The organism is Candidatus Aegiribacteria sp., assembly GCA_021108435.1.
Classification (GTDB): Bacteria; Fermentibacterota; Fermentibacteria; order Fermentibacterales; family JCC-6; genus Aegiribacteria.
In genome coordinates, this window is sequence record JAIOQY010000134.1 from 15,806 (window position 1) to 38,832 (window position 23,027).

Genomic DNA, 23,027 nt, shown 5'->3' on the forward strand with positions numbered 1-23,027 from the left:
TATGAATAAGAGAGAAGTTCTGATACTTCTGGTAGAGGACAATCCGGACGATGTGGAACTGACCCTGAAGGCTTTCGAGAAGCACAATCTTGCCAACGAGATAATAATCGCGAGGGACGGAGAGGAAGCTCTCAACCTCCTGTTTCCGGAAGATGATAGTGTCTCTGAACCATGTACTCCCGATCTGGTTCTTCTGGATCTGAAACTGCCTAAAATTGACGGCATGGAAGTCCTCCGCAGGATAAAAAGCGATCCAATAACAAAACTTATTCCAGTTGTGATTCTTACGTCTTCAAAAGAAGAGAAGGATCTTACCGAGAGCTACCGTCTTTGTGTAAACAGCTATATCAGGAAACCTGTTAATTTCGAGAAGTTCACTGAAGCTATAATTCAACTCGGTTTGTACTGGCTTCTGCTGAATGAATCTCCGGTGAGTTAGGAGCAGTATCATGAACGCGAGAACACTTGAATTGCTGATTCTGGAGGATAACATAGACGATGCTGAGCTGGCCGTAAAACAGCTTGAAAAGGAAGGATTTGATGTTGAGTACAGCGTTGCGGATACTGAGGATTCATTCAGAGAAGCTATCGACGCTGACCCTGATCTTATTCTTGCCGATTACAGCCTGCCGGGTTTCAGCTGTCTTGATGCTCTGCGCATACATCAGAATGTCACACCTGATATACCGCTGATACTCTTTTCCGGAACCATCGGAGAGGAAAAAGCAGCTGATTGTATAAAGCTCGGTGCTGTCGATTATGTTCTGAAAGATAATCTCGTCAGGCTTGCCCCTGCTGTACGAAGAGCGCTTGATGAAGCAAGGATTCGCAGGGAAAGAATGAATGCCGAGATGAAGCTGAGGGAAAGCGAGGAGAAGTACAGGCTTACAGTCGAGAATTCTAATGACGGTATCTGCATTGTGCAGGATGGCAGGATGGTTTTCTTAAATCCTCAGGTTGGTAAACTTCTTGGTTATCCCCGTGGCTCCGGTATCGATAAACCGTTTATCGATTATTTTCATTCCGATGATCAACAAAGAATAATCGCAGAATATGAGAGGTTCGCGAAAGGTCTGGAAGAACGGCAGAAAATCGAGACGATATTGATATCTTCGGATGGACGGGAGATCAGTGTTGAACTCAATATCAGTGTTACATCCCACGAGGGCAGCCGTGCAGGTCTTGTATACATTCGCGAGATAACCGAGCGAAAGAGGATGGAAGACGCGCTTCGGAAGAGCGAGGCTCAGAAACAGGCCCTTCTCGACGGTTCCCCCGATATGATAATCCTGCTGGATACGGATCTTAAAGTACTCTGGGCCAACAGAACGGCTCTTTCCATGAATCCTGATTCAATCGGTCAATTCTGTTACAAAGCATTCCCCGGAATTGAAGAGCCCTGCGATGGCTGCCCGATTGTTAAAGCCATTGAAACGGGAGAAAACGAAACAGGTATCGTGTATCAGGAGGCCGTTGAAGGAAAAAGAGGTGAAAGATACTGGGAAGATATAGGTGTTCCGATGAAGGACGGGAACGGAAATGTTATCGAGGTTATCAAGATTGCCAGGAACATTACGGATCGGGTAAAAAGGGAAAAAGATCTTAGAAGAAAAAACGAAGAGCTCGAGAGATTCAATTCACTCGCTGTCGGCAGAGAACTGAAAATGGTGGAGTTGAAACGGGAGATTAACGCACTGCTTGAGGAACTTGGCAGAGAACCCGCGTTTAATCTGCCCTCCGGTCATGAAACAGAGGCTTCGAAGTGAGAATACGCTCAAAAGTTCTCCTTACAGCCTTCTTAATAATCATTGCGACGGGATTGTCTGTCATTCTTGTTGTGAGAAGTATCTCGAAAAGCATTCTTGAAGAACAGATGATCGACCATCTCGCCTCCATCGCGGAGATCAGGGCAAGATATGTCGATTCTATTCTGAGCGAGTACAGGCAGATCACCGTGCTTGCATCAACAGGAAGTTCTTACATCAATCTTGTTTCAGGAAAAGAAGAAATGGAAGATGCAATTGAAGCCGTGAACAGAAGGATCAGTGCTGTACTGTTCTCTTACGATGTGATCTCGCGGATAAGGGTGCTTGACAGGAACGGCATTGTAATGGCTTCATCTCATTCGGATATCGGAAATGATCTCAGCGGGGATTCACTGTTTATGAATGTTACCGATGGAGGGGTCTATACAGGTGAACTGCACTTTTCGCGATTTACGGGCAATCCGGTATTAAGTATTTCAGCTCCGATCTACAAATCCGGTGAGTTCCGGGGAGCGATTGTAATTAATTTTGATGCAGATAAGGAACTGTTTTCTTCTATAACGGACAGGACCGGTCAGGGGGAGACAGGAGAGGTTTATGTAATTGACAGAAACGGTCTTATGCTTACTCCTTCTTTATACATCGATAACGCTGTTCTGCATGTGGAGGTCGATCTGGAGACAGCGGGGGGTATCGCGGAAACCTGTCGATTCGAGGGCGGAGAACATGAATCTGTAGCTGTTTTTACAAATAATTACATGGGGAAAGATGTTATCAGCATTCATTCACATGTTTCCGATATTGACTGCATCCTTATAGCTGAAATCAGCGTTGAAGAAGCCTTCGCTCCTGTTGACAGACTCACTCGAAGCATGCTCATCGTTATGGCTGGAGTGCTTGTTCTGGGTTTATTGCTTTCAGTAGCTGTCTCATCCAGTCTGGCAAAACCCATCGAGAAGCTGAAAGATGGTGTGGAAGAGATAATGAAGGGAAATCTTGATTGCAAAATCAGGTCAAAAACGAAGGATGAGACGGGAGAACTCTCAAGAGCATTCAGTGATATGACAGCGGAACTTAAAGAATCAAGAAGCGGACTGGAAGAACATGCCGGAGATCTTGAAAAAAAGATATCTGAAAGAACATTTGAATTGAAGCTGCAGTTTGAAAAAAGTGAGCAGCAGAGGATCGCGACACTCAATTTACTCCAGGATCTGGATGAATCCAGCAGCAAACTGAGAGATGAAATCAGTGAGAGAAAACGAACGGAAAAAACGCTTGAGCAGAGGGTTTCACACCTTGCAGTGCTCGGGGAAATAGGCCGGAACATCGCATCAATGCTTGAACTGGATTCGCTACTTACACTTACTGCGTCTCTTATTCACGAGTCATTCGGCTATCAATATGTCTCGATTCTGCTGATTAATCCCGTTACAGGCAAGCTTGTTATCAGGGCGGGAGCCGGTTTCGATGTCGCGCCGACAAGGGAAATACATCTCAAAATCGGGGAAGACGGTATCTGCGGCCATGTTGCCTCCACCGGCGAATACCTTCTTGTCGGTGATGTTAAGCTTGATCCTCGATACTTTCTTATAGATGAACTGCCTGGCAGTCGTTCCGAACTGACGGTTCCTGTCAGCGTAAAAGGCCGGGTAATAGGTGTCCTTGATGTTCAGAGCGATAAGGTAAATGCGTTTGATAAGCAGGATGTGTTCATCATCCGGATTATGGCCGATCAGGCGGCAATCGCGATTGAGAACGCTCAGCTTTTCGAACGGGCGGCAAAAGATCTGGCCGAGAGAGAAATTGCGGAAAAGGCGCTCGAATCGGAAAAGGAGATGCTGAGGGTTACATTAAGGTCAATTGGTGACGCAGTCATCGCGGCTGATACTACCGGTGAGATCATTATGATGAACAGGGTTGCTGAAGAATTGACAGGATATTTGCAGAATGAAGCTTCAGGAAGAAAACTCACAGACATTTTCCATATTAATGATGAAAGTACGGGAGAACCATGCCGCGACCCTGTAGATGAAGTACTGGAATCAATGGATGTTATCAGTTACTCCAATCATAAGATTCTTTCGGACAATAATGGTTCAGAAAGACCAATTGCATACAGTTGTGCTCCCATTCAGGACAGGGAAAGCCGGCTGGTCGGCGCTGTTGTTGTTTTCCGCGACATTGCAGAGCATCGCAGGACAGAGGAAGAGCTTCGGAAGACCGCACGGCTTGAATCGATTGGTATTCTTGCGGGCGGTCTGGCCCATGATTTCAATAATATGCTTTCAGCGATACTTGGAAATATCTCTCTTGCGAAGATGTCACTTGACCCCGAAGACAGCGTGTATAAAACATTGACAAAGTCGGAGAACGCGTCCATGCGGGCGAGAGATCTCACTCAGCAGCTTCTTACTTTCTCAAAGGGCGGAGCGCCTGTCAGGGAGACAACATCCATTGCTGACCTCATCAGTGAGACAGTGAACTTCGCCCTTGGAGGATCAAAATCACGGGGAGAGATATCCATTCGGGATAACCTCTGGGCTGTGGATATCGATAGAGGACAGATCAGCGAAGTGTTAAGCAATTTGATAATTAATGCGGATCAGGCAATGCCGGAAGGAGGTGTGATTGAAGTCAAGGTAGAGAATGCTGTAATCAATCTGGATGAGATCCCTTCATTACCGGAAGGCAGATATGTAACTATCTCGATCTCGGATAATGGCATCGGGATACCCGCAAAACAGCTGGAGAAGATCTTCGATCCATACTTCACAACGAAACAGACAGGAAGTGGTCTTGGTCTTACCATTGTTTATTCCATTCTGAGAAAACATGACGGATATATTACTGTTGATTCCGAGATCGGAGTTGGGACTGAATTTCTCCTGTACATTCCTGCTTCAGACAGCGATGAACCAGCCGGAACAAAATTAATACAGGAAGCACTTTCCGGTGAAGGAAATATCCTTGTCATGGATGATGATAAAATGGTGTGTGACGTTGCGGGCGGAATGCTCAGGCATCTGGGCTATAATGTTGATTTCGCTGAGAATGGTGAAGAAGCCCTTGAAAAATACAGAGGAGTGATGGGGAGCAGCGAATCGTTTGATGTGGTTATCATGGATCTGACCATTCCGGGAGGAATGGGTGGCAGAAACACGATAGCCATGCTTCTTTCAATGGATCCCGGAGCAAAAGCGATTGTATCAAGCGGTTATTCAGAAGATCCGGTGATGGCTAACTATGAGAAATTTGGATTCTACGGGTGCATCAAAAAACCCTATCGTGTTGCTGAACTTGGAAGAATACTTATAGAAGTCATGAAAAAAAATAAAAACAGGGATGATAAGGATACAGGATCTGCTTCAGAAGAATAACGAATCATTTACACATAGCATTATTATTCTACGGAATAGTATATTCAACATAACATAAATCCTGATTCAGTGTTCATGATTTGGACATCGGTGATTTACCCGCACAAATCACCAGCTTGCGTAGCGAAACGTTGCAGATGCTGGTAACTACAAGGCTTGCGAGTGCAGACTCCACAGTCGTACTTTAACAGTACGTCGAGGACGGATGCATGAGCATAACGAAGTAGGTGCCTGTATATGTGGCGTTGTAGTAGAAACCAGTATGTTAGGAAACCTGCGGATCCTGGGGAAATCCACAGAAAATTGGTGATTTATGTGGGTTAGGGCTATATTCAGTAGAAGAAAGTTGAAAGTACACTAAACCGGGATATGATTCAAAGGAGGTCTGAATTGAAGATCAAGGAAGAGATGAAGGGTGATGTGCTTGTCGTTTCTCTTTCCGGCAAAGTTATAGGTGGCCCTGAACTGATGAACGTGAAAACAGTATTTCAGAATGCTGTTAATCATGATATTTCAAAAGTACTGCTTGATCTCGGAAAAGTCACCTGGATGGATAGTTCAGGACTTGGAGTAATTGTCTCCGGTCATACTACTCTCTCCAGAGCAGGTGGATCTCTCAGGATTCTCAATGCCACCAAGAAAATTCATGAACTGTTTATCATTACAAAACTGATCACTATCTTCGAAACTTATAATGATGAGCAGGAAGCGCTGAACAGCTTCGGAGAATAGCTGTGCGAGCAATAGAGATTCGGCTACCAAGTGAAGTATCCGTTCTGGAGCCTCTTCAGCTTTTTGTCGAGAGTATCGGGAAGTACGCTGGAGTGGATGATGATGAACTGTCTTCACTTTCAGTTGCGGTTATCGAACTTGTTAAAAACGGAATGGAACACGGGAACGGCAACGATCCTGAGCAGATTGTAACAATCACTATTGATACTTTCCAGAGCAGGATTCGTTTCTTTATTGATGATGAGGGCATCTGGGAACCCGATATGGCACCGGGATTTAATCCGGGAGAAGGAGAGGAACTTCTTTCTTGCAGAGGACGCGGAGTTCTGATTGCAAGAAATCTGGCAAAATGGGTGGAATTCGGTCTTACACCTGAGGGAAAAACCAGGGTTACTCTTATTTGGCCTTTGACCTGAAAGCAGTTCGAATTCTGTGAACAGTTTTAGACTTGCTGCAGTATTCGAAAAAAGGGGTTTCCCCGGCGGGATTCAGGATCTTCTCAGAAGAGACGCAGAGCTGCTGATTCCTCCAAGATGGGCTGATAATACTGTACTGATCGATCCTGATGCTCTGGTTCCAGATGCACTTCTTCTGATAATCAATGGTCCCCTTTCCACTCACATGAGGAACACATACTTCAATTGTTACAGACGCGGGATTCCGATAGCAGGCATATGCTACCTTACAGAACCTGAAGATGATCCTGTAGCGCTCAAGCTTTCCGATCAGAACCTCTGCTGGTCGTTCTCCTCGGCCGGCTTCGGAAGGGAACTCCTTCGAAATCAGGTTCAGGATTGGCTTCGTGGATTGAATCGAGAGTCCTTTCCCTTTCCTGAAGGTAAGGAATTGATTCAATCGTACGGAGATATCGATGTTTCGCCTGTAGATCAGGATTCTTACGAATCCGCGAGGGAAGTCCTGACAAAACGCGGCTTCGTGTGTCTCAGTGGTTCTCTGGGAGCAGGGAAGACCACCATTGCGCGCAGGCTTCTGATAGAGGCAGCCAGGGAGGGTTTGAATCCTGTTGAGTTCATAACTCGTGACCTTTATTTCGCAGAAGTAGTTCAGCTTCTTACCGGCCCGGAGGACTGTGCTGTATTCCTGGATATTGATACACTCAGAAGAATAGTAGATATCTATCCGCTTCGTCTCTGGTCAACAATTCTCACGCTGATGATCAGAGTAACTGAAACAAGGCACAGGCTGATCCTTGCGACATCTTCACCGGAGATAGCTGTGGTTTTTGACACATATCACGATGCGCATATCAAACTTCCGGAACCTTCGACAAGCAGAAAATGGCGATTGAAACAGGGTCAGGATGCTCTCAAGTGGTTTCGATCTCAGGGTTCTCTGAAGAAAGCTGGACTTCTGCTGCTTGCAGCGTTTGACCCGGTTGTTCCCGAGGCGGTTTTCAAGAGCACGCTCTTCAAGTTCTGGGATAGGCTGATTGTACAGGAAGACAGAAAATTTCCATCTACTGAAGAGCTTGAATTACTTTACAGTAATTCTCTTGCAGCTCAGGGCATAGCGCCTTTCCGAAGGATTTCGGGAAGCGGTGAGGTTTATATAGCGGTCAGCGATTCGATGAAAATGTGGGCAATCGATAACGGAATTCAAGAACTTCTGAAGAAGGATGCCCCCATTATCCGGGCTTTTGCGGACACGTTAATTGGAAGCTCTGAATCCAGCGTAAGACGGGCAGGATATTTTCTGGCTGGATTCTATGGAGATCTGTCTGACGAAGTGAGGGCTAAACTTCTTCTGCACATTGCTGCTGAAGAATCCGGGACTGTTCTTACCGATGTTCTCAATACATTGCTGAGTTCTATTAACAGTGCTGATGAGTCTATTATCGGTATGTACAGGATAATGATGGAAAAGGGCAGTTCCGAAGTCAGGGGATCAGTCGCGGGGACGCTTTTCAGATCATGGGTAATGGAATCCGCTGAGACAGTTGATCTGGTTAACGCAGCTGCAGAAGACCCCGACCCGCGAGTGAGAGGACAGTTCATTCAGGGTTTGACATTTCTGGAAATGTCTGAACGTGGATCAAGGATATATAATAAGCTTCTTGAGGATGATTCAATAGAAGTCCGGCAGAATATTCTGTTACACATCGGCAGCAAATTTCCCGATCTATCCAGCAGAGAATACGAAGTACTCAATGATGTTCTTGAAAGTGGTGATTCCGGATTACTGCCTCCTCTGATCATAGGGTTGCTTGACAGAGAACTTGAAGAGTTCAATCAGGAATTCAGTGATCTCCTCTGGGTATTAATGGAACGGCTTCCCGATGGCGGCAGGGGAAGACTTGCCTGGAGAATCGGAGCGAGATTGAGGTTTTTCAGCAGAGAAGTAAGGAAAACTCTTCGATCCGACCTTTCTGAAAAAGATGTTCTTCCTGTAACCCGCTGCATGCTGATGAATTATTCCTCACTTGATGAGGATGAGAAGAAGAACCTCTGGGTTATGATTCACGAGCGCGTAAGCGACAGCAGAGCATTTGCGCACATGGTTCTGCGGTATTACAGTATTATGGATGAAACAGACAGAAACAATTTGCTCAAGACGGTGCTTGTGTCAGAACGCTATGATGGAAGGGAAGCACTGAGTCAGCTGATATGCAGGGGACGAACTGATCTGGCAGAGGCTTCCTTTGAACTGATTGAAGAGATTCTTGCTGATGGTGAATTTGAGAAAAGGGCCTTGCTTCCGTTTTTTGTGCTCTGGAACGGTAATGATCTTGGTGAAAATCAGGAAGAGATCATTTCTGCTTTTTTAACTGATAATTCACCTCTTGTACGAAAATCCCTTGTCAGGGCAGTTCGTCGTCTTGGAGTACTCACTTCTGATTCAATAAGGGTTCTTGTTCAGCTTTCAGCTGATGAAAAAAGAGCTGTCCGGGCAGCAGCCGGAGCAGCATTGGGAGAATTCGAGAGCGATGGCACTCATAATCTGAGCAGCGTTCTGATCACCCTTCTTTCTGATGAAGATCCATTTGTCAGGTTGAGTACTCTTTCCGGTCTCCTGGAGAATGTTCTTCTTTCAGCTGAAAAGCTCCTGCCTGTTGTTTCTGCTGCTCTTGATGATCCTGCTTCGGAAGTAAGGCTGGAAGCGGTTCAAGGTTTAAGAAGATATCCCGCGATGTGTTCAAAAGGAGATGTTGCCGGAAAACTGGCTGAAAGGCTTGTTGATCCTGACAGAAATGTCCGCATGGAAGTAGTAGAGCTTGTCACTGAAACTCCTGAACTGCTTGCTTCAAAAGAAGTCAGAAACAGAATGCCTGATATTCTGCTGAACAGGTTATCCACCGGTCACGCGATAGCAGAGGAATTGAGCATGGCCAGAAAAATTCAGCTCGATCTGCTGCCGGACAAACCACCAAATCCTGAGAGATATGATATCGAAAGTTATTACAGACCCGCGAGGGAGGTTGGCGGCGATTACTTCGATTTCTTCCATCTGCCGGACCGTAACCTGGGGATAGCCATTGCTGATGTTGCCGGGAAGGGAATTCCAGCTGCGCTTACCATGGCAGGTCTGAAAGGCAATCTTGAAGCCTATGTTCAGAACATTTATTCAATAAGTGAAATTATGCAGAAGGTTAACGAATCTTCCGTTCTTGGTGAGGGAGATCTGATTATGACGGGTCTTTTTTACAGCGTACTTGATCTTGATTCAGGTAAGCTCACCTATGTGAATGCCGGACATAATCCACCTCTTCTTGTCAGGAGGGAGGGAAGTACAACCTGGCTTGACAGGGGTGGACTCATCCTCGGACTTTCAGACAATGCGGAATACGAGCATGGAACGGATGAACTCGAACCTGGAGATGTTCTTGTCCTTTATACAGATGGAATCACAGAAGCCATGGACAAATTCAATGTTGAATTAGGTATTGACAGACTGAAACAGGTAGTTCTGGACAACAGAGACCTTTCAGCTCAGCAGATCGCGGGAGGAATCCTTGAAGCAGTGAATTCCCATTCGGATGGAATACCGCAGGGAGATGATCAGACTCTTGTAGTTGTGAAACACAGGTAATCAGCATTATGCAGGCAAGAACTCTATTCCTCCTTTCGGATTTCGGAACATCTGATACATACGTCGCTCAGATGAAGGCAGCAGTTCTGCGCACTGCTCCTGTCGGGACATCCATTGTAGACCTGACACACGATATCGAAGCCGGTTCAGTGATGGAGGGGGCTTTCCACCTTTATGCCTCTCTGCAGGCAATTCCTCCCGGTTCCGTTGTTGTAGCTGTTGTTGATCCCGGTGTTGGAACAGAACGGCACGGAATTATCTGCAGGGCTGGCGGGATATTCTTCGCGGGTCCGGATAACGGAATATTCAGCCTGCTTCCGGTTGATAAGGCATGGAGGCTTCCTCGACTACCCTCTGATTCCTGTGCTACTTTTCACGGCAGAGATCTGTTTGCGCCTGCTGGAGCGAGACTCCTGATAAATCCGGGATGGGTGAACAGCCTGGAAAGTATTGATCCTGGAATATTGGTTTCATTGGAGATCAGACCACCGGAAGAGACTGAGGAAGGCTGTCATGCAACCGTTGCTCATATAGATCGATTCGGGAATGTTGTTTTATGGCTGTCTCCGTCAGATGCTGATGGATTCCACCCATCTGAAATCAGGCTGCCAGCAGGTGGAATCGTACCTGTCACCAGGGTAAAAACTTATGGAAACAGACAGGGGTTACTTTTTCTCGCAGGCAGCCAGGGCTGCATGGAGCTTTCTCTCAGTTGCGGGAGAGCATCCTCCATACTTGGAGTGTCTGCCGGAGACAGAATATTACTGAAAAGGAGTATCCGTTGAAATACATCAGTCTTCTGCTTCATCTTTATCAGCCTCCCACACAGGAAGAGTCTGTTGTTATCAGGATTGATAATGAATGCTATAGACCCTTATCGAAGCTTCTTCTCGAGTCAGGGGCAAAGATTGCTGTGAATATCAACTATTCTCTCACTGAACAGCTTGATAAAACAAGTTCTGAATCTCTTCGGAATCTTGCTTCCGCAGATGGAATAGAATTCACTGATTCCGGTGCTTACCATCCCATATTCCCGCTGATTAATGAATATGATATAAGAAGACAGCTTCAGCTGAACAGAGGAGGCAATTCGCGGGTGCTTGGCGCGAATTATAATCCCGAGGGAGTATTTCCTCCCGAAATGGCTTATTCTCCATCACTTGCTCCCCTCCTTCATGATATGGGATATACCTGGACTGTAACTGACGATGTTCCGTGGGCGTGGACTGGAAGAGCGGTTCCCTGCAGGGCTATCCCTTTCGTTGATGGCCTGGCAGTTCTGCTCAGAAGCAATTTCTGGAGCAACAGAATCTCATTTCATGGAGATAATGGCAGCGAAATGGCAAATGAGATTATCTCAGGCATGCATGATTGGTCTGGTGACGAGGACTCCTATCTTCTTATAGCGATGGACGGTGAAACCTTCGGCCATCATAGAAAAGGTACGATTGAAACATTTCTCTCGCTTTTTTTGTCAAGCATTGAATCATTTGATGAAGTTTCACTTGTAACACCTTCAGAACTTATTCGCAGGTTTCCTTCAGAGGATGCTGCCGTTCCTTCAGGCAGCTGGTCAACCACTGCGGGGGATATGGAAGCTGGAAAACCATGGCCGCTGTGGGATGATACCGATAACATGGTTCATGTATCCTTGAGAGGGCTTCTTGATAATGTGAGGAATCTGGCACTCAGATGTAATTCAGACAGGGTTGCCTCTCTGGCAGATAAAATGTTATACTCCTGCCCGTTCTGGTGGGCTTCTACAGATAGATTTGATGCTGTTCAGGTCCGCCGGGGTTTGCTTGCAATTCTGGAAACAGCTCAGGCGATATTCACCGAGACAGGTGATCGGAAAATGATGGATGATATCATGTCCGCAGCCTGCAGTATACCGGTTATAACCGGAGAGGATTAAATTAATGCCCAAGAAGGAAAGAACTTTTGCCGCTAAACTTGCTCACGAAGCCCGAACGCTTCATAAGGACGAATGTCCTGCGTGTGGAAAAGAACGAGTGGCAGTTGTTTTATACGCTGCAAGATACAATGAAGACGGTAATTGGCGACCACAAAGACGAAGAGTCAGAATCTGTGACTGCAACAGGAAAGAAATATACGGCTAAATTGATTTGGTAAATTGATCTAGTATGGAAATTGAAGGGGTTCTCTTCCTTGCCGCTGGATACGGTACCAGGATTGAACCTCTTTCTCTTGTGCGACCTAAAGCACTCCTTCCCTTCGGAAACAGTACTGTTCTTGCTGAACTTGCCCGACAGATTTACGCTCTATGTCCTCGAAGAGTAAGAATAAACGCGTCAAGGTGTCCTGAAGTGTTACTGAATGAACTGATATCGGTATGGCCAATTGAGATGTGTTCAGTATATTTCGAGGAAAGGCCATTGGGTGCGTGCGCAACACTGGCCAGACATGCATCTGCAATGACAGAAGGAACATGGATGATTGTAAATACTGATATGATCATCGAAGGTTTCGATGCAGTACAGATGATGGAGTTTCATAAGGAGACCGAATCATCCTGGACTGTTCTAACAGGTTGTTTTCCATCTGAAGGGAGTTATTCTCCACTTCTTATGGATGAAAACAGATGTTTCGGAACGGGCAGGGGAGATCAGGTTCATTACTGGGGAATCAGTCTTGTTGAGCCTGCTATTCCGTTGCTTTCACGAAGATGTCAATCATCAGGCCTGTTTTCCGAACTGGCTCCTGCGGCAAAGGATAATGGATATAAGCTCTTCTCATGTAATATGGAAGGTAACTGGCTGGATATGGGCAGAATCGACATTGCACGAGAGAATATCCTCTCTGGTGGATCATTTATTCATACAAATGCATGTGTTTCCAGCGATGTTGTGCTTGAAGGAAACTGGAATATCGGACCGGGATGTATTCTGGCCGGTGGAACAGTCTTGAGAAACAGTGTTATGCTCGAAGGCTCAACACTGGAAAACGGTTGTATTGATGAAACCATCCTTCCATGGTTCTGCAGCAGTCGAGACGGAAACATCTTATGAAAAGAATGACTGCTGAACTTGCCGACTGGCTTCGAAGCAGAATGGGCGATAATGTCGTAGTAGATAAACTGCATGGTGATGTTTCAGGCAGACTTTTCTGGAGAGTGTTTTCCGGTCAGGACACTCTGATTCTTATGGACAGCGGCACAATCCCTATATGGCCCTGGCTTGATATTCATGAACTTCTTGCAACCAAAGGTTTTCCAGTTCCATCAGTAATGGACTGCAATACAAAAAAAGGATGGGTTTTACAGGAGGATCTTGGTGATTTGCGTCTGCTTGATGCTAATGATGATGAGTATGGCGAATACATAGATAATGCTCTTGATCTTCTTTTCCATATGCAGCGGGAGCTTAACAGCAAATTCTGTTCCGGTTCGATTGCAGGCAGAAGGAGTTTTACACCTGCGTTTTTTATGGCGGAACTGGAGAATACTCTGGAAAGCCTGTTCTTCAGACTGCTTTCCGTACCAATGGACGATCTTCTTGCGCTGCAGGCAGAAATGAGGATCCTGTGCGGCAAGATCGATGAAGCTACCGTATTCACTCACAGGGACTTTCATTCCGCTAATCTCATTATCCACGAAAATAGACTGATAATGGTAGACTGGCAGGATGCGCGATTCGGTCCACCTGCATATGATCTGGTCAGCCTTCTTCGAGACAGCTACAGAGATATTGGATTATCATGGGAGGACAGGGCCAAGAAGTATGTTCATGCTCAGGGGAACCTTAATATGTTTCAGGTCGCACGTGCGGCATGTCAGAGGAGTCTAAAAGCAGCAGGAACCTTCAGCAATCAGTACAGGAAAACAGGTGACAGTTCGTTTCTGAGTTATGTTCCCAGAACTTTCAGATACCTTGGAGATTACGCGAGAATCTGTCCTCAACTCGAGAATCTTGTAGACAGTATTTATAGTACTCTCGACAACTATTTCGGAGAGATTGATCTCAGGGATTTCAGATACTCGAACATACCGGGCATACTGGAGAAATGATACAAATGAAAAGAAGAGTGAAATGAAAAGGATTCTTACAGGTGACAGACCGACAGGTCCTCTGCATCTCGGACATTATGTCGGTTCACTGGAGAACAGAGTAAGGCTTCAGCACGAATACGATACATTCATAGTTATTGCGGATGTTCAGACACTGTCAACAAATTTTGATCACCCTGAGCATCTTCCGGAAGATGTCAGGCAGGTTGCGCTTGATAACCTCTCCGTTGGTCTTGATCCCGACAGGGTGAACATTTTTCTGCAGAGCATGGTTCCCCAGATCGCGGAGATAACGGTGTTCTTTTCTATGTTTATTACAGTCAATCGATTGAGGCATAATCCTACGATAAAGACTGAAGCAAAGCAGCATGGATTCGAAGAAAACATGACCTACGGCTTTCTTGGATATCCTGTCAGCCAGGCAGCGGATATACTCTTCTGCAGAGCGGATATCGTTCCTGTAGGTGAGGATCAGCTTCCGGTTGTTGAAGTATCCAGATTCATCGCGAGAAGATTCAATGAACTTTACGATAAGGTTTTTCCGGAACCGGAAGGTCTGGAGAGTGAAATCTCAAGACTTGTCGGACTGGATGGACAGGCGAAGATGTCAAAATCTCTGGGAAACTGCATATATCTGAGTGATAAATCAGAAGATATCAGAAAAAAACTCATGTCCGCCGTAACCGATCCGGCAAGAATTCACAAAGATGATCCGGGTCACCCGGAAATATGTACGATCTTCTCTTACCAGAAAGCATTCAACAGTATTGAGTCAGAGAATATTGAAGAACGCTGCAGAGCGGGAACAATAGGGTGCGTTGGGTGCAAGAAGCGGATGTTTGAAGTGATCGAGGCTCTTCTTGAGCCAATCCGCGAGCGAAGAATCAGGTTTGAGAAACCGGGTATAGTCGAAGAAATACTCATGTCCGGCACGGAAGCTGCCTGCAGAGAGGGCGGAAAAACCGTGGAACTCGTCCGAAAAGCCATGCACATCAACTACTTCGACTGAAGGAGTGATCGAATGAATCTTTACAACAGTCTTACGCGAAAAAAGGAGAAATTCACTCCTCTCAATCCGCCTCATGTCGGAGTCTATGTTTGCGGACCAACGGTATACAGTCACAGTCATCTCGGACATGCAAAAAGCTATGTTTCTTTTGACATTCTTATTCGTTACCTTCGCCATCTTGGTTACAAAGTACGTTATGTACAGAATATCACAGATGTTGGTCATCTTACCGACAATGCCGATGCCGGTTTCGACAAAGTCGAGTTGCAGGCAAGAATTGAAAAACTTGAACCGATGGAAATGACCGAGAAATACACGAAATCGTACTTCGATGACATGGATGCGCTTGGAGTACTCAGACCTGATGTGTCCCCAAGAGCTTCAGGGCATATCCCCGAGCAGATAGAACTTATTAATAAACTGATTGAGAACGGGCATGCTTACGAGGAAGACGGTTACGTCTACTATTCTGTGACCAGCTTCCCTGAGTATGGAAAACTATCCGGCAGGAAAATCGATAAACTTGTGGCAGGAGCCAGAGTAGCAGTAGACAAAAGAAAGAGAGATCCAAGGGATTTCGCTCTCTGGAAGAAAGCCGGGAAGGATCACATTCTTAAATGGAATTCTCCGTGGGGCTGGGGATATCCCGGATGGCATATCGAGTGTTCCGCGATGTCAATGCGCTACATAGGAGAAACGCTGGACATACATGGTGGAGGTCTTGATAATATCTTCCCTCATCATGAATCGGAAATAGCACAGAGTGAGGGAGCCAATGGGAAACAGTTCGCACGGTTCTGGCTCCATAATAACATGGTTACGGTAGATGGGCAGAAGATGGGTAAAAGTCTGGGTAACTTCACTCTCTTGAAGGATATCTTTAAAAAGTTCGATCCCATGGTTATCCGGCTTTACATTCTCAGAAGCCACTACCGGAGTCCGCTCGATTTCTCCGATCAGGGTCTTGAATCAGCACGAAGCGGACTTGAACGGCTTTCATCATTCAGTGCAAGACTGGGAGCATGTCATGCAGTTATCGAAGGAAGACCATCACCTGAAGTAGTTTCTATTGTTGAAAAAACAGTGGCTGATTTCAGTAAGGCGATGGACGATGATATGAATACACCAGGCGCGTTGGCGGTGATTTTCGATATGGTCCGTTCCGGAAATGCCCTGCTTGACTCGGCGGATACTCCTGCAGACAGAACTCTCCTCAGAGAAATCCTGGATGAGCTTTCGGGCGATATTCTGGGGCTTGATCTGAAAGGAATCACTTCCGGTTCTGATGTTGAAGAGCTTTGCGGTGTTCTCGCGGAAACACGAGGTGTACTGAGAGATAATAAGCTTTTTCAGGCCGCGGACCTCATGCGTGAGAGATTGAACAAGATAGATTATATCGCGAAGGATCTTCCGGACGGAAAAAGCGAAATCATAAAACGCTGATAACCCCAGGAACTCAGCATTTCTCTTCTAAGACAAAGAATCAAGTACGTGTTGAAGAAGAGTTTTTTCATCACTGATATTACTGATGTTTATTGGCAGTGCTGAAAGAGCGTCAATGTATGCCCTTATTATGGTCGCTTTTGTTATTCTCTGTGATCTGTGCTCGTTGTCGCGGTTCTGGGTTATAGTGCGCGCAATCCTGGTCAGCAGTTCTTCCTGGTCGGGTCTGACGGGGACAGTTAACCTGACTGAAGGGGCTGAATGCTCCTGAATATCTGAGATATTTGAAATAAAACCCGATGTTTTCTTCATTTTCATACCAACCTCCGAACGGGAAGATATTCCATTTGACATTGCGAGTCAAGCTAAGTATGAACTTCCATAGTTCCATAGTTATGAAGTTAGGGTATTGACGCAGGGACTGAAAGGTTGTAAAGTTCCAATACGTAGAAATTGCAGGGACTTGCAGGGATTAAAAAGATGAATGATATTAAATTTATGAATAATGATATTGCAAAGGTAAAATTAGATCAGTTGAAGTATTATGTTAAACAGGCGGACAGCTACCTGAGGAAGGGAAGATAATGTTCATCTTCGGAAAATCAGGCGGGGGAACTGTTGGTCTTGATATCGGCAGCCATTCGATCAAAGTAGTACAACTGACAGGATCAAGTAAATCTGTAACCCTGTCGAACTATGCTATACAGGAGCTATCTCCTGGTACTATCGTCGATGGTGAGGTCGTAAACCGCGAACATCTGATAGATACTGTTCACGATGTCGTACGACAGGCAGGTATTAAAACCAGTAGCAAGAATATACATAGCGCGGTATCCGGAAGAAGTGTAATAGTCCGAAGGATACCAATGGAAAAGATGTCGGAACAGGAAGCCCGGCAGGCTATCCAGTGGGAAGCTGAACAGCATATCCCATTCAGGATCGATGAAGTCAGCCTTGATTTCAAGATAATCAATCCTGAGATCTCTCCGGGGCAGATGGAGGTGCTGCTTGTCGCAGCAAAGAAAGAGGTAGTTGACCTTCATCGCGGCATATTACAGGGAGCCGGACTGAAACCATCAACAATAGAACTCGAGCAGTTTTCGCTGCAGAGGGCATATCAGCACGCTTACAGGCCAACCGGTGATGAGTGTGTCACAATCCTGAACATCGGTGCTGAGGTTACGAACATGGTTGTAGTTCGAGAGGGTCTTCCCAGTTTCAACCGCGATCTTTCGATAGGCGGATCAAGATTTGTTGAAGCGTTACAGAGATCGCTTGGTCTTGAATACGATGTTGCCCTGGGTGTTCTCAAGGGTAACGTACCGGATGGGGTTTCTTCAGAAGAAGTACACACCGCGATCGGAAGGGTTATTGAGGAACTGTCTACAAGTATTAGAAGATCTTTCATTACATACCAGGCTTCGGGCGAGAACACCAGAATAGATAAAATGTACATCAGCGGTGGATGCTCACTTATGCCTGGACTCGCGACAATACTCAGTGAGCAGCACGGACTTCCCGTTGAGCATTTCCAGCCGTTCAGGAACATTACGGTTCCAGAAATTGTCATCAGTGATGACAATCTGGATTCCATGGGTGCGGTACTTTCAGTATGCATCGGACTTGCACTCCGGGGATATGAAAGCAGTATGGTTGACATCAACATACTTGAACAGCCTGAAGGCAAGAGGAAAGCTGCTTCCGTAACCCCTTCGTCTGCTGAACCGTCTTCCATACTGACAATTCTTTGTATTGTTCCATATCTTGCTCTTGTTGCCGGTGGAGTAATAGCATATATGGATTATCAGGATCTGAAGACTCAGGAAACGGAACTGAATCAGGAAATTGATCAGATCACAGAACAGATATCACAGCTTGGTTTAAGGCTTGATCAGCAGGTTGAAGCTGATAGACTGAGAAGTCTGGTTGAAAGAAAACACCAGCAAATACTTGATCTTTCACTCAATCAGAAGTATACGGTCTATATTGTTGAATACCTCTGCCGGGCAATCTATCCTGAAGTGATCATTCCGGGTGCCGAGGGTGAAAAGGGTATTTATATTACAAGTCTGATCGTTGGCCCGCGGGAAATCGGTATCTCCGGTGTAGCCAAAACATGGGGAGATATTATTGAATTTCAGCGTGATGTTGTTGAAATAATGCCGGATGGCCACACACCACTATTCTCGCTTGAAGATTATGGACAGACTTATACGCTTGCTTCAGAGGCAGGTAGAACTGGAAGCAGAAGATATAATTTTGAGATGACAATTAGCGTGAATCCTTTAGCACTATCATCACTGGTTGGTGAATTTGCTGGAGCTTCAAGAGATTTAACCAGCATATTTGCGGACCAGGATGATGATGCAGAATCAGAGGATAATCCTGGAAATGCAGGGGAGGAATCATGAGGAAACAGACAATATTGGCATCGGGTATACTGCTTGCTATTGCGGTCGCCGGGTGTAATCCTGTCGGTATGGAGGATACAAAAATATGGGTGACCGGTACTATCTATGTTGATTCGGCATTCATTCAGCCTGCCGAGGGTATTGGTGTAATTACAGAAGGAACCCAGGAATCCTATGCCGTAGTAACTGATGCTTCAGGTGAATATGTAATAGAAATTCAGTTATACAATGAAACGGAAGAGGGAGGAGCCGCCGGAGGCAAATCTACGAATGATTCTACTCCTGGCAGTGCCGTATTCACAGTAACAGCAATCAATGGAGGCATGATATACGAATATGGCGCTGGTGCTGAATTCACTGTTTTCGGTGGTGATACACTGTCACTGTATGCAATTGATCTGGCAGATTTCACGCAACCCGATGGGTCTTGAAAATGACTGCTTTAATAACGGGAGACAGGTAAGGGGGGAGAAATGAATAAATATCTTCGAGACCCCAGGTCTTATATTCTAATATTAGGTGTTCTTCTGGTTGTAGCTTTGATCTACCTCTATCCTCGATCGATATCCGCCGATCTTGTTGACAGGATAGAGATCGCCGAACAGAATCTTGAAATGAAGCAGACTGAGCTGATCTCGCTTCAATCAGGTACATCATCTGACATGGCGATAACCGAACAGGAAATCAATCTTCTTTCCCAGCAGCTTGCTGAACTCGATAGATATCTTCCACGCAGCTATGATCAGGATGAAGTTCTCGATATGCTGACTGAGAAGGCTGAAAACAGCGGGCTTCATATCAAGGTTCTCACTCCGCTGCCTCCCGTTACGCAGGGAGATTACCTGATTTACGGCTGGCAGGTACAAATTTCCGGACGTTTTCACAGGCTCGGAGTTTTTCTGGATCAACTTACGCAGCAGATGATGATTACTTCCGTATCCAACCTGTCAGTAATCCAGCAGAAGGCTTCTGATGGAAATTACAACAATATGGAGGCGTCTTTCACAGTGTCAGCCTTCGTGCAGCCATAGGAAGGGAGCAGAAGTTTTATGAGTATTTCAAAAGGAACACTCACAGCCCTTCTAATGACTGCGGGATTGTTCATATTTTCCAGTTGTAACAGTACTGATGATTCAGCAGACATGATGGATCACACAGATACTGCTGTAACAGTTGTATCTCATCCGGATATTCATGGCTGGATCGAGCTGAAGCTGTCACAGTCTCCACCTTTGCTTACAGATGCAGGAGCATCTTCAACCTGGCTGCTGTTCGAAGGAGGAAATCTTCTGGAATTCAGCCTTTCTGATTCCAAATGGAAAGCATATTTCATCGAGGGTATCACAGATATCCTTGATCTGGATATTCTGGGCGAGAACCCGATATTTCTTACGGAGAATGAATTGCTCGAGTTCAGTGTTTTCGATTGTGATATAACACATGAAGCGCTGCCGGAAGGATTCAAGCCTGTAGAACTTGAGGTCCGGAATGGAAACGTGGCAATCCTTGGTGAGACAGGTGCTGTAGCAATAAAGAGTGAAAGTGGATTTGAAGTATTTTCTCCTGATCAGCAACTGGAGCCTGCAGGAGATCTGCAACTGATCGAGCAGGACTGGATATTCAGGCTTCAGGATAGTGGAATTGCACTGCTGGATCCATCTGTTAATCTCTGGCAATTCGAGGATACGCCTGACGGATATGTTCTTGCAGCTTCACAGAGCACACTCTATCTGGGTTCAAATGATGGTATATTTGTTAGAACAGCCGTCGGGGAATGGAGTTTTCATTCAAGCGGCCATCTTTACTCAGACGGGCTTGTACTGACAGAACAAGGTATTTTTTCAGTGACAGCGCCAGATGAAATCCTGGCTGAATCACCATCATTCATTCCCTTGGAACTTATTTCTCTTGATCATTTCAGGGAGCCGTTCTGGGCAATTGATGATCATGGAATGACAGTATTCGCTGAACTGGGATCAGTTGAAACAAATCTGCCTTACTATGAAACCGAAAGAGTGTCCTGCTCTTTAGCCGGCCAGAACACTGAAGGCATGCAGGGTTCAGCTGAATCGGTCGAGGATATGCTACTGTCGGGAAGCGGGACTTTCAGAATATATGAATCCGTTTCCGTCAGACCTGATCCCTTCACCGAATTCTCAGATGAAGGAAGAGATGCAAGACGCGATCTCAGCAGCATTTCGATTGAGGAATTCAGACTGGTAGGTATCACTCTGGATCCGATAGGTGGAGACCAGGCACTCGTCGAAGACGGAAGTGGAGTTCCGTACATACTCTACGAGGGTACAGACCTGGCACATAATTCACATGTGGCTGAGATTACCAGTAATGAAGTTATTGTAATTCAGGATGTTATTATTAATTATAGCGCGAGAGGTGGAGGGGAGACCTCAATTCCAACCATTTACTCCTTGCGTCTACATGAAGAAGGTGGTTTGTGATGCGTCTGTTTACCGTAAGTAGTCTTCTGCTGCTTCTGGCAATGCCGGTTGTAGCGTACAGGATTACCGATATTTCGGTAGTGCCCGGCGGCAACGTGACTCTTGTCACAATTACTGCTGATGAATCTATCTCATACGAAAGATTCCTACTGACAGATCCCATGAGGATTGTTCTGGATATAGGTGATGCGGTTCATGCACTGCCTTCTATGGACTTTTCAGTCGGCAGAGGCGGTGTAACATCAATCAGAACCAGTCAGTACAAAGCTCCGCCCGAAGGAATCGTTAGAATTATCATCGATGTCAACGGTGAGTTGCTTAATTACAGTGCTTCTCTCAACGACAATCAACTTATCCTTGAAATGAATACAGATCCTTCAGGAATCCCTTTTGCCTCCTGGTCAGCTACTTCGGAGTATGTTGAACCTGTCATCACGGGTGGAGATGTCGCTCCACTCTCTTCACCTGCTTCAACAACTTTATCAGGGCAGATTACTTCCAGTTCTGCCAGAGGTGTCAGGATAAGTGAAAGTCATCGTGAGGTTGATGATGGATTCCCGGTGGAATGGGCCGGATCCGGGGGAAGAAACATTACAATCGATGTGGTTGACGCAAGTCTTCGAACTGTTCTCAGATCCATATCTGATGTAAGCGGTTTGAATATCATACTTCCTGAGAATTATACTGCATCTGTAACAGCCAGACTGAAGAATGTCGGCTGGAGAGATGCCTTGACCGCGATCCTAAATTCTCAGGGACTTGTAGCGAGCATGCAGGGGAATGTACTTCGAGTAATGCCTCGAGACTCTTTCTATGATGAAATCAATCAGATGGCTACCACTCGCAATGAAAGAGAGAATCTGCAGGATCTTCAAACCGAAGTTTTCGTGATAAGGTATGCCACCGCGGAAAGTATCAACAACGCGCTCACTACAGCCTTATCCACCAGGGGACAGATATCTGTCGATGACAGGACAAATTCCATCATAATCACGGATATTCCGTACAAGCTTCAGGAAATCGGGAGACTTCTGCCAATACTCGACAGTCCCACAGCCCAGGTGATGATCGAAGCAAAACTTGTTGAGATCGATGTCGCATACGCGAATGAGATGGGTATTGACTGGTCGGTAGGTAACCTGAACAGGTCAAATGATCTCATCCACGGAGGTATGAGTTCTTCAGGGCTTGCTGTTGGAAGCGAAACCGCTTCAATATCCTTTGGTACGATTACGAATATTCTTGATATTAACGCGGCGCTGACATTCCTCGAAACCAATAATCATGCGCACATTCTGTCTGAACCCAGAATTGCCATAATTGACAACATGACGGGTACCGTTATGTCCGGAAAGGAAATTCCGCTTACTCTTCAGGATGCCAGTGGAAATACATATATCTCCATGTACAAGATTGGTGTTGAACTGACAGTCACTCCGCACATCAATGCGGACAACAATGTAACACTTGAGCTACAGCCTAGCGTTAGTGAACTGTCAGGTGAAGCAACATCTGCGCAGCAGCCTATAATCCTGACTCAGAGCGCGAATACAACATTAATGATAGACGATGGCGCCACAGCGGTTATAGGCGGGATAATGAGAAGCAAGCATACTACCGTTAGAAAAGCAATTCCGCTGCTGGGTCAGATTCCACTGCTTGGAAATCTGCTTTTCTCCTACAACTCTGACCGTATGGATCAGACCGAGCTGGTAATATTCGTAACTCCTCACATAATCAGACCGTATTAATAACG

The 23,027-nt window shown here is 45.8% G+C and carries 19 protein-coding genes; 18 read left to right on the forward strand and 1 reads right to left on the reverse strand.

Annotation, left to right across the window (positions count from 1 at the left end):
• The first annotated feature begins 1 nt into the window (after position 1).
• From K8R76_07705 to cysS, 13 genes are all read left to right on the forward strand, one after another.
• Positions 2-439 carry a response regulator gene (locus tag K8R76_07705; protein MCD4848058.1) on the forward strand — a complete coding sequence of 146 codons (438 nt, stop codon included), beginning with the start codon at positions 2-4 and terminating at the stop codon, positions 437-439.
• A 10-nt stretch (positions 440-449) separates the two neighbouring features.
• Positions 450-1,766: a PAS domain S-box protein gene (locus tag K8R76_07710; GenBank protein MCD4848059.1), complete on the forward strand. Its 1,317-nt coding sequence runs from the start codon at positions 450-452 to the stop codon at positions 1,764-1,766.
• Positions 1,763-5,143, forward strand: a complete 3,381-nt coding sequence (locus K8R76_07715) for a GAF domain-containing protein (protein ID MCD4848060.1) — start codon at positions 1,763-1,765, stop codon at positions 5,141-5,143. The genes K8R76_07710 and K8R76_07715 overlap by 4 nt, the downstream gene beginning before the upstream one ends.
• Before the next feature lie 390 nt (positions 5,144-5,533).
• Positions 5,534-5,875 carry an STAS domain-containing protein gene (locus K8R76_07720; GenBank protein ID MCD4848061.1) on the forward strand — a complete coding sequence of 114 codons (342 nt, stop codon included), beginning with the start codon at positions 5,534-5,536 and terminating at the stop codon, positions 5,873-5,875.
• Positions 5,876-5,877: 2 nt separating this feature from the next.
• Entirely contained in the window at positions 5,878-6,291 is a 414-nt protein-coding gene (locus K8R76_07725; GenBank protein ID MCD4848062.1) for an ATP-binding protein, read from the forward strand.
• Between the two features lie 16 nt (positions 6,292-6,307).
• On the forward strand, positions 6,308-9,922 hold the full coding sequence (locus K8R76_07730) for a SpoIIE family protein phosphatase (protein ID MCD4848063.1): 3,615 nt from the start codon (positions 6,308-6,310) through the stop codon (positions 9,920-9,922).
• Positions 9,923-9,930: 8 nt separating this feature from the next.
• Positions 9,931-10,707 (forward strand): SAM-dependent chlorinase/fluorinase, encoded by a 777-nt coding sequence (locus K8R76_07735; protein MCD4848064.1) that lies wholly within the window; start codon positions 9,931-9,933, stop codon positions 10,705-10,707.
• Positions 10,704-11,837 carry a hypothetical protein gene (locus K8R76_07740; GenBank protein ID MCD4848065.1) on the forward strand — a complete coding sequence of 378 codons (1,134 nt, stop codon included), beginning with the start codon at positions 10,704-10,706 and terminating at the stop codon, positions 11,835-11,837. The genes K8R76_07735 and K8R76_07740 overlap by 4 nt, the downstream gene beginning before the upstream one ends.
• 4 nt (positions 11,838-11,841) lie before the next feature.
• Positions 11,842-12,042 carry a hypothetical protein gene (locus K8R76_07745; GenBank protein MCD4848066.1) on the forward strand — a complete coding sequence of 67 codons (201 nt, stop codon included), beginning with the start codon at positions 11,842-11,844 and terminating at the stop codon, positions 12,040-12,042.
• A 24-nt stretch (positions 12,043-12,066) separates the two neighbouring features.
• Positions 12,067-12,951 carry an NDP-sugar synthase gene (locus tag K8R76_07750; GenBank protein MCD4848067.1) on the forward strand — a complete coding sequence of 295 codons (885 nt, stop codon included), beginning with the start codon at positions 12,067-12,069 and terminating at the stop codon, positions 12,949-12,951.
• On the forward strand, positions 12,948-13,949 hold the full coding sequence (locus K8R76_07755; GenBank protein ID MCD4848068.1) for a phosphotransferase: 1,002 nt from the start codon (positions 12,948-12,950) through the stop codon (positions 13,947-13,949). The genes K8R76_07750 and K8R76_07755 overlap by 4 nt, the downstream gene beginning before the upstream one ends.
• 22 nt (positions 13,950-13,971) lie before the next feature.
• A complete protein-coding gene (trpS, locus tag K8R76_07760) occupies positions 13,972-14,958 on the forward strand; it encodes a tryptophan--tRNA ligase (protein MCD4848069.1) in 987 nt (328 codons plus the stop codon).
• A gap of 12 nt (positions 14,959-14,970) precedes the next feature.
• The gene (gene cysS, locus K8R76_07765; protein ID MCD4848070.1) at positions 14,971-16,401 is read left to right on the forward strand and encodes a cysteine--tRNA ligase; all 1,431 of its coding nucleotides are present in this window, start codon (positions 14,971-14,973) and stop codon (positions 16,399-16,401) included.
• Between the two features lie 27 nt (positions 16,402-16,428).
• On the opposite strand, the gene K8R76_07770 is transcribed toward cysS, so the two are convergent.
• The gene (locus K8R76_07770; protein ID MCD4848071.1) at positions 16,429-16,719 is read right to left on the reverse strand and encodes a hypothetical protein; all 291 of its coding nucleotides are present in this window, start codon (positions 16,717-16,719) and stop codon (positions 16,429-16,431) included.
• A gap of 266 nt (positions 16,720-16,985) precedes the next feature.
• Here K8R76_07770 and K8R76_07775 point away from each other — a divergent pair, with 266 nt between their 5' ends.
• Genes K8R76_07775 through pilQ form a run of 5 tightly spaced genes read left to right on the forward strand, consistent with a single transcriptional unit; the run spans position 16,986 to position 23,022 of the window.
• Positions 16,986-18,812: a pilus assembly protein PilM gene (locus tag K8R76_07775; GenBank protein MCD4848072.1), complete on the forward strand. Its 1,827-nt coding sequence runs from the start codon at positions 16,986-16,988 to the stop codon at positions 18,810-18,812.
• Complete coding sequence (locus tag K8R76_07780) at positions 18,809-19,243, forward strand: hypothetical protein (protein ID MCD4848073.1); 435 nt, start codon at positions 18,809-18,811, stop codon at positions 19,241-19,243. Before K8R76_07775 ends, K8R76_07780 begins: the two co-directional genes overlap by 4 nt.
• A 42-nt stretch (positions 19,244-19,285) precedes the next feature.
• Positions 19,286-19,843, forward strand: coding sequence for a type 4a pilus biogenesis protein PilO (locus K8R76_07785; GenBank protein MCD4848074.1), 558 nt, complete (start codon positions 19,286-19,288; stop codon positions 19,841-19,843).
• 18 nt (positions 19,844-19,861) lie between these two features.
• Positions 19,862-21,271 (forward strand): hypothetical protein, encoded by a 1,410-nt coding sequence (locus K8R76_07790; GenBank protein ID MCD4848075.1) that lies wholly within the window; start codon positions 19,862-19,864, stop codon positions 21,269-21,271.
• The gene (pilQ, locus tag K8R76_07795) at positions 21,268-23,022 is read left to right on the forward strand and encodes a type IV pilus secretin PilQ (GenBank protein MCD4848076.1); all 1,755 of its coding nucleotides are present in this window, start codon (positions 21,268-21,270) and stop codon (positions 23,020-23,022) included. Before K8R76_07790 ends, pilQ begins: the two co-directional genes overlap by 4 nt.
• Positions 23,023-23,027 lie beyond the last annotated feature (5 nt).

Excerpts from the sequence above, each read along its gene's own strand:
- K8R76_07705 (MCD4848058.1), top strand. The coding sequence starts at position 2 with ATGAATAAGAGAGAAGTTCTGATACTTCTGGTAGAGGACAATCCGGAC.
- K8R76_07710 (MCD4848059.1), top strand. The coding sequence starts at position 450 with ATGAACGCGAGAACACTTGAATTGCTGATTCTGGAGGATAACATAGAC.
- K8R76_07735 (MCD4848064.1), top strand. The coding sequence starts at position 9,931 with ATGCAGGCAAGAACTCTATTCCTCCTTTCGGATTTCGGAACATCTGAT.
- K8R76_07745 (MCD4848066.1), top strand. The coding sequence starts at position 11,842 with ATGCCCAAGAAGGAAAGAACTTTTGCCGCTAAACTTGCTCACGAAGCC.
- K8R76_07750 (MCD4848067.1), top strand. The coding sequence starts at position 12,067 with ATGGAAATTGAAGGGGTTCTCTTCCTTGCCGCTGGATACGGTACCAGG.
- K8R76_07755 (MCD4848068.1), top strand. The coding sequence starts at position 12,948 with ATGAAAAGAATGACTGCTGAACTTGCCGACTGGCTTCGAAGCAGAATG.
- trpS (MCD4848069.1), top strand. The coding sequence starts at position 13,972 with ATGAAAAGGATTCTTACAGGTGACAGACCGACAGGTCCTCTGCATCTC.
- cysS (MCD4848070.1), top strand. The coding sequence starts at position 14,971 with ATGAATCTTTACAACAGTCTTACGCGAAAAAAGGAGAAATTCACTCCT.
- K8R76_07770 (MCD4848071.1), bottom strand. The coding sequence starts at position 16,719 with ATGAAAATGAAGAAAACATCGGGTTTTATTTCAAATATCTCAGATATT.
- K8R76_07775 (MCD4848072.1), top strand. The coding sequence starts at position 16,986 with ATGTTCATCTTCGGAAAATCAGGCGGGGGAACTGTTGGTCTTGATATC.
- K8R76_07780 (MCD4848073.1), top strand. The coding sequence starts at position 18,809 with ATGAGGAAACAGACAATATTGGCATCGGGTATACTGCTTGCTATTGCG.
- K8R76_07785 (MCD4848074.1), top strand. The coding sequence starts at position 19,286 with ATGAATAAATATCTTCGAGACCCCAGGTCTTATATTCTAATATTAGGT.
- K8R76_07790 (MCD4848075.1), top strand. The coding sequence starts at position 19,862 with ATGAGTATTTCAAAAGGAACACTCACAGCCCTTCTAATGACTGCGGGA.